This window comes from Lachnoclostridium sp. An169 (assembly GCF_002160525.1).
GTDB lineage: Bacteria > Bacillota > Clostridia > Lachnospirales > Lachnospiraceae > Mediterraneibacter > Mediterraneibacter cottocaccae.
Map to the genome: position 1 here is coordinate 1 of NZ_NFKT01000041.1, position 13,139 is coordinate 13,139.

At 50.5% G+C, this 13,139-nt stretch carries 12 protein-coding genes and 1 pseudogene; 12 read left to right on the forward strand and 1 reads right to left on the reverse strand.

What is annotated here, in order from left to right; genetic code table 11:
• The 3 genes from B5F07_RS23630 to metG form a co-directional block, all read left to right on the forward strand.
• Positions 1 to 149 (forward strand): zinc ribbon domain-containing protein (locus B5F07_RS23630; RefSeq protein WP_140398060.1); only part of this gene is annotated, 149 nt, incomplete at its 5' end.
• A 226-nt stretch (positions 150 to 375) separates the two neighbouring features.
• Positions 376 to 1,002 (forward strand): AAA family ATPase, encoded by a 627-nt coding sequence (locus B5F07_RS19645; RefSeq protein WP_087162935.1) that lies wholly within the window; start codon positions 376 to 378, stop codon positions 1,000 to 1,002.
• A gap of 717 nt (positions 1,003 to 1,719) precedes the next feature.
• Positions 1,720 to 3,666 (forward strand): methionine--tRNA ligase, encoded by a 1,947-nt coding sequence (gene metG, locus B5F07_RS19655; protein ID WP_087162907.1) that lies wholly within the window; start codon positions 1,720 to 1,722, stop codon positions 3,664 to 3,666.
• 234 nt (positions 3,667 to 3,900) lie between these two features.
• Here metG and B5F07_RS23760 read toward each other — a convergent pair.
• Positions 3,901 to 4,083, reverse strand: a pseudogene (locus tag B5F07_RS23760) (helix-turn-helix domain-containing protein); the annotation flags it as partial.
• Positions 4,084 to 4,420: 337 nt separating this feature from the next.
• Here B5F07_RS23760 and B5F07_RS19665 point away from each other — a divergent pair.
• The 9 genes from B5F07_RS19665 to B5F07_RS19705 all read left to right on the forward strand — a co-directional run bounded on the left by B5F07_RS19665 (position 4,421) and on the right by B5F07_RS19705 (position 13,125).
• Complete coding sequence (locus tag B5F07_RS19665) at positions 4,421 to 5,254, forward strand: AraC family transcriptional regulator (RefSeq protein WP_087162909.1); 834 nt, start codon at positions 4,421 to 4,423, stop codon at positions 5,252 to 5,254.
• Between the two features lie 23 nt (positions 5,255 to 5,277).
• Complete coding sequence (locus B5F07_RS19670) at positions 5,278 to 6,108, forward strand: alpha/beta hydrolase (protein WP_162613186.1); 831 nt, start codon at positions 5,278 to 5,280, stop codon at positions 6,106 to 6,108.
• A gap of 6 nt (positions 6,109 to 6,114) precedes the next feature.
• Positions 6,115 to 7,290, forward strand: coding sequence for an alpha/beta hydrolase-fold protein (locus tag B5F07_RS19675; RefSeq protein WP_087162911.1), 1,176 nt, complete (start codon positions 6,115 to 6,117; stop codon positions 7,288 to 7,290).
• Between the two features lie 89 nt (positions 7,291 to 7,379).
• Positions 7,380 to 7,805, forward strand: coding sequence for a DUF3237 domain-containing protein (locus B5F07_RS19680; protein WP_087162912.1), 426 nt, complete (start codon positions 7,380 to 7,382; stop codon positions 7,803 to 7,805).
• Positions 7,806 to 7,916: 111 nt separating this feature from the next.
• On the forward strand, positions 7,917 to 9,431 hold the full coding sequence (locus B5F07_RS19685; RefSeq protein WP_087162913.1) for an ABC transporter substrate-binding protein: 1,515 nt from the start codon (positions 7,917 to 7,919) through the stop codon (positions 9,429 to 9,431).
• 91 nt (positions 9,432 to 9,522) lie between these two features.
• Positions 9,523 to 10,452, forward strand: a complete 930-nt coding sequence (locus B5F07_RS19690) for an ABC transporter permease (protein WP_087162936.1) — start codon at positions 9,523 to 9,525, stop codon at positions 10,450 to 10,452.
• Positions 10,453 to 10,465: 13 nt separating this feature from the next.
• Entirely contained in the window at positions 10,466 to 11,350 is an 885-nt protein-coding gene (locus B5F07_RS19695; protein WP_087162914.1) for a carbohydrate ABC transporter permease, read from the forward strand.
• Positions 11,351 to 11,448: 98 nt separating this feature from the next.
• Positions 11,449 to 12,246 carry an alpha/beta hydrolase gene (locus tag B5F07_RS19700; RefSeq protein ID WP_087162915.1) on the forward strand — a complete coding sequence of 266 codons (798 nt, stop codon included), beginning with the start codon at positions 11,449 to 11,451 and terminating at the stop codon, positions 12,244 to 12,246.
• A gap of 18 nt (positions 12,247 to 12,264) precedes the next feature.
• Entirely contained in the window at positions 12,265 to 13,125 is an 861-nt protein-coding gene (locus B5F07_RS19705; protein ID WP_087162916.1) for a Nif3-like dinuclear metal center hexameric protein, read from the forward strand.
• Positions 13,126 to 13,139 lie beyond the last annotated feature (14 nt).

Genomic DNA, 13,139 nt, shown 5'->3' on the forward strand with positions numbered 1-13,139 from the left:
GCAAGAAGTGCAGCAAATGCGGGAAGGTGAAAGAAACACTGGAATTATCCGAGCGGACCTATCATTGCGGCTGTGGAAATCATATGGACAGGGATGTAAACGCGGCGATCAATATCCGGGAGGAAGGAAAGCGGTTATTATGCGCATAACTGCGCGGAAAAAGATGTCCGTATCCGGACAATAAAAGAACCGTCGGGTCGGCGGGGATAGCCTGTTGATACTTAGCCCGTTGGGGCTGATGAGCAGGAAGCTCCCACTTCAAACCGTCAGGTTAAGTGGCGAGAGGAGGTCACAATGTATGGGTATCCGAGTGTGATCCATTAGGGACGGAAGGACAGTGGATGAACAGCGGAGAGCATGGGGGAGAAAAAGAAAATGAGCAGAGTGGCAGAGAATGAAGGAAAAAGCGAAACGGGAAAACATCTTTACCTGATTGGAGGGCCGATGGGAGTGGGGAAGACGACGGTGGGACAGATCTTGAAAAAGATGCTTCCAGACTGTGTTTATCTGGACGGCGACTGGTGCTGGGATATGGATCCGTTTACCGTGACGGACGAGACAAAACGCATGGTGATCGAAAATATCTGTGCACTTCTAAATAATTTTCTGAAGTGCAGCGCATATGAAAATATCGTGTTCTGCTGGGTGATGCATGAGCAGGGGATCATCGATGAGATTCTGGCACGGTTAGCGTTCGGCGGTGACGCAGACAGTGATATCGGAAGCGATATCGGCGGTGACGCAGACAGTGATATCAGGAGTGATGCCGGCAATGACAGAAGTGGGAAGACTTATGAGGTCAGGAAAATCTCGCTTGTATGTGAGAAAGCGGAACTGGAGCGGAGGATCCGCCGGGACGTGGAGAGAGGAGTGCGGGAGCCGGGCGTGCTCGAGCGAAGCCTTGCCTACATCCCGCTGTACGAGACGCTCGATACGGTAAAAATCGATGTGACCGGGCAAACATCATGGGAGACGGCGGAAACGATTGTCAACCTGGGATAAAGCGTCCGATGACGGCGCAGAACTTTTTACGGTCTTGACTTTCTCCGGTCCGTGTGCTAACCTTTTTACAGACCAAAAATCTGGCAATATTGAAAAAGCATTGACGAAGAGAGTAGTCTGTCAGAGATTCTACAGAGAAGTCCCGTGAGGCGGTGAGCGCCGGAGCTGAGAGGGATGGATGGAAGACAGATGAAGATGGCTTCCGAGCAGCGCACCGAACTGGGAGGGATGGCAGAAAAGGTATCTGTGATCCGGAGATTTTCAGCAAGGCTGCGATGGGTCCGCCCGTTACAGCGGAGGAGTACTGACTGGTACTCGCTGAGGTCCGTTTCCGTGAGGGTTGGACGAAAAGAAGTGGTAACACGGTTTATTCCCGTCTTCTTGGTTGCAGGAAGGCGGATTTTTTTGTGCTTCTGTGAGGCATTTGGGGACAGGTCTTTTTTCAGTTTGGGACACACTGCCTGTTAATTGGGGACGTAGCACAATTAAAAAAGGGACAGGGCTGAGACGGCAGGAAGCGGCCTGAGGAAAGCGGGGTACGGCGAAAAGCCGCGAGAAATCAAGGCTTTAGAGATTTTGTCAGAAGTTGATCGGAAGAAGATTCAGACAGAAAATGGTCGAAAAAGGGACGGGGTAAAACTCAAAAAGGGACACAGCAACGTTTAATCGGGGACGTAGTAAAATTGAATTTTACTACGTCCCCGGAAGGAGGTAATTATGTCAGAGAAACCAAAATACTACATCACCACCGCCATCGCCTACACTTCCGGCAAGCCGCATATCGGCAACACGTACGAGGTCGTGCTTGCGGATGCGATTGCGCGCTACAAGAGAAGCCAGGGCTATGACGTATTCTTCCAGACCGGCACAGACGAGCACGGTCAGAAGATTGAGCTGAAAGCGGAAGAAGCAGGTGTTACGCCGAAAGAATTCGTGGACAGTGTATCCGGCGAGATCAAAAGGATCTGGGATCTGATGGATACGTCTTACGACAAGTTCATCCGGACTACGGATGACTATCATGAGAAACAGGTACAGAAGATCTTTAAAAAGCTGTACGAGCAGGGGGACATTTACAAGGGATATTATGAGGGAATGTACTGTACTCCGTGCGAGTCATTCTTTACAGAGTCACAGCTGGTAGACGGGAAATGTCCGGACTGCGGCCGCGAGGTACAGCCGGCGAAGGAGGAAGCGTATTTCTTCAGAATGAGCAAATATGCGGACCGTCTGATCGAGCATATCAACACGCATCCGGAGTTCATCCAGCCGGTATCCCGCAAGAACGAGATGATGAACAACTTCCTTCTTCCGGGACTGCAGGACCTGTGTGTGTCGAGAACGTCTTTCAAGTGGGGCATCCCGGTTGATTTTGACGACAAGCATGTGGTCTATGTATGGCTTGACGCGCTGACCAACTATATCACGGGAATCGGATATGACGCGGACGGAAACAGCACGGAGCAGTTTGAGAAGCTCTGGCCTGCAGACCTGCACCTGATCGGAAAGGATATCATCCGCTTCCATACGATCTACTGGCCGATCTTCCTGATGGCTCTGGGCCTTCCGCTTCCGAAGCAGGTGTTCGGCCATCCGTGGCTTCTGCAGGGAGACGGCAAGATGAGCAAATCCAAGGGAAATGTGCTCTATGCCGACGAGCTGGTTGATTTCTTCGGGGTGGATGCGGTGCGCTATTTCGTGCTTCATGAGATGCCTTTTGAAAATGACGGCGTCATCACATGGGAGCTGATGGTGGAGCGCCTCAACTCGGATCTTGCCAACACTCTTGGAAATCTTGTAAACCGCACGGTTTCCATGACGAACAAATATTTCGGGGGAACAGTGACGGACAAAGGTGTGGCGGAAGAGGTTGACGCTGACCTGAAGGCTGTTATGGAAAACACTCCGAAAGCCGTTGACGCGAAGATGAACGATCTGAGAGTTGCCGATGCCATCACAGAGATCTTCAATCTGTTCAAGCGCTGCAACAAATACATTGATGAGACGATGCCCTGGGTTCTTGCAAAGGATGAGGCGAAGAAAGACCGCCTGGAGACCGTGCTCTGGAACCTGATCCAGGGAATCTCCGTGGGCGCAAAGCTCCTTGAGTCCTTCATGCCGTCCACCAGCAAAAAGATCCTGGAGCAGCTCGGCGGCGGACATGTGACGGATAAGCCGGAGATCCTCTTCCAGAGACTTGACCTGGAAGAAGTGATGAAGAAGGTGGAAGAGCTTCACCCGCACAAAGAGGAAACTGCAGCGGACAGCGGAGAAAATGCATCGCCGCAGAATGGAGAAAACGGTACAGAGAAGGCAGTTATCGATATTGAGCCGAAGGACGAGATCACTTTTGAACAGTTCGGCACAATGCAGTTCCAGGTGGGCGAGATCATCGCCTGCGAGGCTGTGAAGAAGTCGAAGAAGCTGCTCTGCTCCCAGGTGAGGATCGGCAGCCAGGTGAAACAGATCGTTTCTGGAATTAAAGCGCACTACACACCGGAAGAGATGGTAGGCAAGAAGGTTATGGTCCTTGTGAACTTAAAGCCTGCGAAGCTCGCCGGAGTGCTCTCGGAAGGAATGCTGCTCTGCGCGGAGGACGCAGACGGCAATCTGTCGCTGATGGTGCCGGAGAAGGATATGCCGGCAGGAGCGGAGATCTGTTAAAAACAGAATACGGAACAATGGGAACAGAATCCTGAACAAATGGAAATAGAATTCTAAACAACGATATGCCCCGCAGGAACGGCAGTGTGATTGCACACAAGGCTGAACCTGCGGGGCACTTTTATGCGGCTTTATCCAAAACATACGGGAAATTTCAGAATAGAGGGAATTATTTTCTGGCTCGTTTTGATTTTCTGATACTGTGTCTTCTCTGGAATGCTCCAGATCGAAAAAAACGTCCGGGCTGATATCATATAATTCACATATTCGCTGAAATTTCTCCAGGTCAGGCAGACATACATCATTCTCCCACTTTGAGATTGTCTGCCGTGAAACCAGAAGCTTTTCTGCGGCTTCACTCTGGGACAGCTTTTTTGCTGTTCTGGCAGTTCTTAATTTTTCTCCGACAGTATTCAAAATTTCATCTCGCGCAATTAAATAGTGTCTTATGAAGCATAATTATACCAGATAGGATGTGTGTTTTCAATTTGCAAAAAGTTAAGGTGAAATAGATTGGACTTGGAAAATGCTGCTCAAGCCCCTGATCCGACGGGGGAGGATTGCAATGACGATTCCGGATAAACATCATCAAACAAAATATCAAAAAATAACAATTCTATTCTCAAATAATGAAAAGAAATTCCTTTGTTTTTCCTCTATAATTTATAAAGCAGCAAAAAACAGATTATCAAAAATATGACACCCACCCGGATATCTGATATACTGACAGAAAAAAGGATATCAGGTGAGAAATATGGCTGAACTATACGAAAAGGAACTGTTCATCTTTAATCAGGTCCCGGTGAGGATTTTCAACCATGCGTTTGAGCGGGAAAATATTTTCACGCCGCTGCACTGGCACCGCAATATTGAATTCAATCTGACCACCGGAGGGCGGATCCGTTACATGATTGACGGATGTGAAAGCGAGGAGCATCCCGGGGACTGGAATGTGGTAAACAGCGGCGAGCTCCACTCCAACCACTGGATCGGCAGGGAGGACATTTTTACCGGTGTCTCCGTGCAGATTTCCAAATCATTTATGGATACCTGGATGGGAGAGAAGGCGCGCTTCTGTCTGCCGGAAGAGAAAAGCCGGCGGGAGAGAGGGGCTCAGATCCTGACCCGGTTCGGAGAACTGAAAAAAAGACAGGGGAACAGCAGAAATGCCGGTGTTCTCGAGGAGATGGAGCTGGTCTTTCACTTCCTGCGTTTTCTGCAGGAGTGCTGTATTGCCCCGGACGCCGGGAAAAGTTCTTCCGGTTCAAAGCCTCAGGAAAATATCAAGAAGATCATCAACTATCTGGACCGGCATTATATGGAAAATGTAACGCTGACAGGCGTGGCGGAAGAATTTCACTATACGCCCGCCCATCTTTCCCGGATGTTCCGGGAGCAGATCGGCTTCAATTTCCATGAATACCTTCAGAGTGTGAGACTGATGAACTGTGTCAATGAGATGAAAAAAGATCCGCAGATTCAGCTTATGGCATGTGCCCTTAACAACGGATTTCCGAATGCCCGCTCATTTATAGAGACATTCCGGAAAACGTTCGGATGCACGCCGTCCGAGTGGATAAAGAGCTGAATGAAGAATCAGGAGGGGAAATTATGGCATTTTTAAAACTGCAGTACAAATCTGCCGCGCTGATGCGGGGAATTACGGTAAACATTTATCTGCCGTCTGACGCCATGAGCGGGGAGGTGACGGAACCGCCTTACAGGACGGTGTATTTCCTGCCCGGGTACAGTGCGGACAGCACAGAGATCATGACATATCTGGGAATGCGCAGGGAATGTGAGCTCAAAGGCATCGCTATTGTGATTCCGGACGGATGCAATTCTTTTTATGTGGATCATGAGAAGCGGGGGACATGTTTCTCTACGTTTGTCGGAAAAGAACTGGTGGAGACAACGAGAAAATTCCTGCCCCTTTCCCACAGAAGAGAGGATACATATATCGGCGGCATTTCCATGGGAGGCTACGGCGCGCTGTACAACGGACTGCGTTTCCGGGATACATTTTCAAAGATCGCGGCATTATCGCCCAGCGCGGACTGCTGCGATCTGCTGTGCGGACATGCGGATGCGGGCTTCCAGGAAGAAATATTTGCCAACACATTCGGCAGCAGGGAAGCTTACTATGAAGGCGACACCAACCTTGTGAAATTCTATCAGGAGACGGCAGCGAAGGAACGGGAAATGATTCCGGAGCTGTTTATCGCCTGCGGCGTACAGGACGGTCTGGTTTATCCGGCTGTAGAGAAGTTTATGAAGGGGCTGGATGACGGCTGTATTCCATATATATACCGGGGCGGAAACGGCAGCCATGAACTGGACTACTGGGAGCGGATGCTGGATCCGACGTTCTCCTTCCTGACGGGAATTAAAGAGGGGACGAAAGACAGGCTGGTTCTCAATCTCCCGGAGAATGAGAGGTGAAATCATATGGAAAGAACAGATCTTACGGCGCAGCCGCTCTCTTTCTGTCCGGTGATCCCGCCGGCAGGGGAGCCGCAGCCGGTTACGCAGGACAAAGAGGGAAATGTGTGGGTCAACATCCGGGCGGATCATGCGTCCCGGGTCGCGATGCGGATTTACGAGGAGGAGTATCCTTTTGAGAAGGGAGACGACGGAATCTGGCATCTGAAATATCCTTTCCGGGACGGCATTGTCTATGTCCAGCTCCTGATCGACGGGATGGAGGTCATGACGCCATATCTTCCCGTCTGCTACGGATACAGCCGCCCTTACAACTGTATTATGCTGGAAGAAACCGAAGAACGGTACGATGTACCGGAAGGGGAGTCCGGAGCTGCGGAACTGGCGGGCACGGTGGATTTCTACCGCCTGAAAGATGTGTCCCACGGCGCAGTGCGCAGGGAGTATTATTTTTCCTCCGTGACCGGAGAATGGGAGAGCGCGCTTGTGTATACCCCGCCGGGATATGATGAGAATACGGACAGAGTATATCCGATTCTCTACCTGCAGCACGGGCACGGGGAGAATGAGACGGGATGGACAGCTGCCGGAAAGGTGAACTTTATACTGGACAACCTGATCGCGGAAGGAAAGGCGGTTCCGTTCCTCGTCATTATGAATAACGGTATGGTGCAGACGGCAGCAGGCGAACGGCGCCGCGTGGTGGACCACACTCTGTTTCCGGAGCTTCTTATGAAAGATATCATCCCCTGGGCGCAGAGCCGGTTCCGGATCGGCGAGGGGAAAGAATACCGGGCGATGGCAGGTCTGTCCATGGGCTCAATCCAGACGGCGGTCACCACGTTCACCTATCCGGAGTATTTCAGTTACGTGGGAATCTTCAGCGGATTCCTTCATGATTTTATCCAGGGGCACGGGCAGATGGATATGATCCGCAGGGGACCGTCTGAAAACGCTCACCTGAAAGCTCTGGACGATCCGGAGAAATTCAGGAAGGACTTCCGGGTGTTCTTCCGGGGGATCGGGAAGAGTGATCCGTTTCTGGATTATTTTATGGAAGATGAGAAGCTCCTTGAGGAAAAAGGCGTTTCCTGTGTGAAGAAGATGTACGAAGGAGCTCATGACTGGAATGTGTGGAGAAGGTGTATCCGGGATTTCGCACAGTTAATTTTCAAGGTGTGAATATACGGCGGCATAGCCGGCGGCGACGGTCGTACAGAATACAGATAAAAATATAGATAAGGAAACGAAAGTAACAGGAGGCAGGTAAAGTGGCAGGAGAGATAAAACTAAGCGCGGAGGAAGTGCTGAAAATCCACGTGCAGTGCGAGGACAGTATGGATGTGAAGGACAGCCGGGACGGATATCTGGCGGTGATACCCATTGTGAGCGGGACCTTTGAGGGGAAGATCAGCGGAAAGGTCATCCCCGGCGGTGCGGACTGGAGTACGAGGCAGAAAAACGGCGCCCATGTGTTTGCAAAATATCTGCTCCAGGCGGACAACGGGGAGTATATAGCCGTTGAAAATGAAGGGTTTCTCGGCAATGGACAGGATCCCTGCATCAAGACGGTACCAAAGTTCAATGCGGATGAGAACGGGGCATATGCATGGCTGAATTACGGCGTCTATGTGGGGAAGCTTGAGGCGGGAGAAAAACCGTGGCAGGTGGAGATTACAGTTTTTCGCCTGAATTAAAGAAAAAGTCCTTTTTTTAAAATTTCAGAGTCTTTTTCTAAAGAAAATGGTGTTGAAACAGATTAAGATAGTATCAACAGCAATACTTAAACAAAAGGAGGATATGTAATTATGAAACGAAAAAAAGTATTGTCACTGGTACTTGCCGGAACTATGATGCTCAGCCTGGCAGCGTGCAGCGGAGGAGCAGGCGGAGACGGAGATTCCGGAGATGACAGCGGGTATGATCAGGTTACATATGCATACGCGACGTTCAACAACATCCCCACAGAGGAAGACCTGGATGTGGTCGAGGAAGCGATCAATGAGATTACCAGAGAGAAGATCGGAGTGGAAGTTACATTACGGCCGATTGCCATTTCCGACTACTCAAGCAAGGTGAGCCTTTCCCTTCAGGGCGGAGAGAAGATTGATGTCTATCAGTCTCTCGGAGATTTCAACAACTATGTGTCAACAGACATGGCTCTGGATCTCACAGATCTGATTGACGAGTATGCATCCGGAACAAAAGAGATCGTAGGTGAGGAGTGGCTGCAGGCATGCTCCACGGACGGAAAGATCTACGGTATCCCGACCATGAAACCGGTAGCTCTTACCCCGATGCTGGTCTACCGCCAGGATATTGCGGATGCGATCGGAATCGATATGAGCACGGTAAATTCCATCGAAGATGTGACAGCAGTTCTTGAGCAGGTGAAGGCTTCTTATCCGGATATGATTCCGCTGACAGCGGTACAGACCGGTGAGATCGGTGTTTCCGTGTGCTACGGTGATGTAGATTTCCTCAATGATGACAGATATTCACCGGTCGGCGTGCTCATCGGGGACAGCCTGGAAGTACAGGATCTCTACTCTACAGATGAATTTGCAGAACTCTGCCAGCTGGTAAGAGGATGGCATGAGGATGGTCTGGTTATGCAGGATGCGGCAACTACGACAAGCGCGGCCGCAGAGACAATGAGTTCCGGAAACTACTTCGGATATATCGCAGCGTACAGCTATCCGGAGGCAGATACGGCAGCTTCCCTGGAAGCACAGTGCGGCGGTTATGATATCGGAGCAAAGATCATTGGCGATGCTTATCTGTCAACCGGAGACATCAACGCGGTAAGCTGGCTGATCGCATCTACTACAGACGTGCCGGAAGCGGCGCTGAAATTCCTTGACCTTACCTATACGGATGAAGACATCATCAACCTGCTGATCTATGGTATCGAGGGCAGAGACTATGTGAAGAACGATGACGGAACCGTGGCTTATCCGGAGGGCGAGGATGCTTCTACTGTTCCGTATACAGCACAGCTGAGCTGCGGTACTCTGGGCAACTACTTCAAGATGTATCCGCTGGTAGGAACCGACCCGGCATCCCTTGACTGGGAACTGGAGCAGAACCAGACAGCCGCAACTTCGCCGGCTATGGGATTCACCTTTGATTCTTCATCCGTGAAGAGCCAGTACACAGCGGTAAAGAATGTGATCTCCCAGTACCTGCCTGGCCTGATCTGCGGAAGTCTTGATCCGGACACGGAGATCGACAAATTTGTTCAGGCGCTGAACGACGCAGGCTATCAGGATATCCTGAATGCAAAACAGGAACAGCTTGACGCATGGGCTGAGGCAAACTAGGCACAGATAAACATAGTTTTGTAATCGAATGCCGGGGCGTAAGGAAATTATTCCTGTGACCCCGGCGTTTATAAGAGTGGAGGAAGATTATATGCCAACAACAAAGACTACGGGGAAAAAGAAAAGATTCCGTAACCTTCCCCTTACGCTGATCGCTCTTCCGGGCATTATCTATCTGGTGATCAATAACTATATTCCTATGTTCGGAGTGTTCCTTGCGTTTAAAGATTACAGTCTGGTAAAAGGTATTTTCGGAAGTGACTGGAGCGGATTCGCCAACTTCGAGTTCCTTTTCCGGACAAAAGACGCCTGGATCATGACAAGAAATACAATCCTCTATAACCTCGGATTCATCATAATCGGAACAGTATGTGCGATTGCAGTTGCCATTATGATGTGTGAGCTGGGAAAAAAGGTAAGAGTAAAATTCTTCCAGGCGTTCCTGCTCCTGCCGAACCTGCTTTCCTGGGTTGTCATCGGATTTATCGTCTATGCGTTTTTAAACGCGGACACAGGATTTGTAAACAACAGTATTCTCAGGACGCTGGGGATCGATCCGGTATCCTGGTATTCCACGACAGGACCGTGGCCTGCGATCATCATCATCGTTTACCTGTGGAAGAATATCGGATACCAGTCCATCGTGTACATGGCGGCAATATCCGGAATCGACAAATCGATCTATGAGGCAGCTGCAATCGACGGAGCCACAAAGATGCAGCAGATCTTCCGCATCACACTGCCGATGCTGAAATCTACGGTAGTCACCCTGACGCTGATGAGTATCGGAAGAATCTTCTACTCCGATTTCGGTCTGTTCTATCAGGTGCCGCAGAACTCGGGAGCGCTGTTTAACGTGACGCAGACCATTGATACATACGTGTACCGCGGCCTGATGGAGTTAAACGATGTGGGAATGTCCGCAGCAGCCGGACTGTATCAGTCTCTTGTCGGATTTATCTTAGTGCTTGCAGCCAACTTTATCGTGCGTAAGGTTGACGCTGACAACGCACTGTTCTAGGAGGTGCCGGAAAATGACAGAGAGCAAATCATTTAACAGAGTGGCCACGATAATTCTTACTATCCTCGTGGTGATCGCGATGCTGCCGATCCTGCTGATCGTCATCGCATCCTTTACCGAGGAAAATGCACTGGTCAGAAACGGCTATACTTTCCTTCCGGAAGCGCTGAGCCTGGATGCTTATTACTATATGGTGAAACAGGGATTCGTCATCGTGCGTGCCTATGGAGTGTCCTTCTTTGTAACACTTTTCGGTACATGTGTCAGCGTAATCCTGACCACCATGCTTGCCTACCCGATGTCGAGAAGATCCTACAAATACCGCAATATTCTGGCGTTTTTCGTATTCTTTACGATGCTGTTTTCCGGTGGTATTGTACCGTCCTACATCATGTGGAGCCAGATCTTCCACATCAGAGACACGATCTGGGCGCTGATCATACCGAACTATCTGGTTACGGCGTTCAATGTAATCCTGGTGAAGAACTATTTCCAGAACAGCGTACCGGAGTCGCTGGTTGAGGCGGCGAGAATCGACGGTGCCGGCGAACTGAAGATCTATATCAGAGTCATGCTTCCGCTTGCGATTCCGACAGTGGCGACAATCAGCCTTTTCACGGGAATCACCTACTGGAACGACTGGACCAACGCTCTGTACTATGTGGACAATGAGAAACTGTACAGCATCCAGCAGCTCCTGATGAAGATCATGAACAACATCCAGGCACTCCAGTCCAGTTCAAACGCGTCCCTTCTGGGAACCGGAACGGTGGATCTGCCGAGCACCTCAGTGCGTATGGCAATGGCGGTAATCGGAATTCTTCCGATCGTAGTCATCTATCCGTTCCTTCAGAAATATCTGGTCAAGGGTGTTATTGTCGGAGCTGTCAAAGGCTGATATGCTGCCGGCAGAAGAGTAAATAAAACAGGGTTTGGGAAGATACAGTTCACGCCGGGGGCCGGGGTGGACTGTATCTTTCAGATAAGGAGAATGATATGGCAAATTTACAGGTAACTTATTTCTCACCTTCTATCATGCGTTTTACAACATTTCAGATGGCTCTGCCGAACGACACGCCGCCGGCGATGAAGGAGAATAACAGGCATTATGACCGGCCCATGAAGACGCTTTTTCTGCTCCATGGATTTTCCGGGTGCTCTGTGGACTGGGTGACGGGAAGCCTGATCAATGAACTGGCAGGCAGGTACAACCTGGCGGTAGTCATGCCCTCCGGGGATAACAGCTTCTACCTGAACGGAGCCGGAAGCTGCAATAAGTACGAAGATTTTCTCTGCGGGGACCTGGTCGCATATATAAGGGATACATTCGGTCTGGCGAAAACGCCGGAAGATACCGTCATCGGGGGTCTCTCCATGGGCGGTTTCGGCGCGATCCACAGCGGTCTTGCGCATCCGGATGTGTTCGGAAAAATGTTCGGGCTGTCATCCGCGCTGATCTGTGATACAATTCAGGGTATGAAACCCGGAAGCGCGGACGGTATTGCAGACTATGACTATTACCGGCAGGTGTTCGGTGATCTGGACCACCTGGATGAAAGCCCGAAGAATCCCAAATACCTTGTAAAGCAGCGCGTGGCAAAGGGAGAGAAGATCCGCCCCGTGTTCATGGCCTGCGGCAGCGAGGATTTCCTCATTGAAAACAACCGGGATTTCCATGAGTTTCTGGTAAAACACGGCGTGGATGTGACTTACCGGGAGAGCCCGGGAGTCCATGAGTGGAAGTTCTGGAACGAATATATCGAACCCGCCATCGAGTGGGCTCTGGAGAAATAGAAAGGAAGGACTGGGAATATGAAAATACAGGAAGTAATTGACAGAATTTTAGCATACCATCCACAGTTCCCGGCGGATTACGCAGGATGCGACGGCTTCAAATGCGGCGATCCCCAGGCAGAGTGTACAGGTGTTATCACGGCGATCAGCGCCACCATCGATGTGATCAGGACGGCCATTGAGAAAAACTGCAACCTGATCGTGGTTCACGAGCCGACGTTCTACTCCACTCCGGATTACGCGGGCTGGAGGGCAGATTTTAAAAATGAAGTCTATGAGGAGAAGGCAAAGCTCTTAAGCGACCATGGTATCTGCGTGTGGCGCGACCATGACCATATGCATGCCCATCAGCCGGACGGTATCTTTACCGGTGTGATCAAATGGATGGGATGGGAGCAGTACCAGAAGCCGGTTCCGGAAGGAATTCCGTTTTCCTTCTATTTTGAAATTCCGGAGACTACGGTAAAAGATATGGGCGAGCTGCTCAAGGAGAAGCTGCGGCTGAACGGTCTGCGCTATATCGGCGATCCGGACGGCGTGATCCGTAAGATTGCCCTGGTGGGACATCTCTGTGTCAACGCGTTCGGCACGGACCACGAGGACGAGAACGGCTACCTTCACGAGTACGCCACCGAGGTGATCCGCCTCATGGAGAACGGCGTGGATGCCATCATTCCGGGCGAGGTCATCGACTGGACGGCAGTCTCCTATATCCGTGACGCGCATATGCTGGGAAAGAACAAGACCATTTATAATGTAGGCCACTATAACTGGGAAGAACCGGGCATGTGGTATGCGCAGCAGTGGATCCAGGAGCTGGTGGGAAATGAAGTACCGGTTATCTTTGTACCGGCGGGAGATATCTACCAGTTTATGTAAAACAGAACATACAG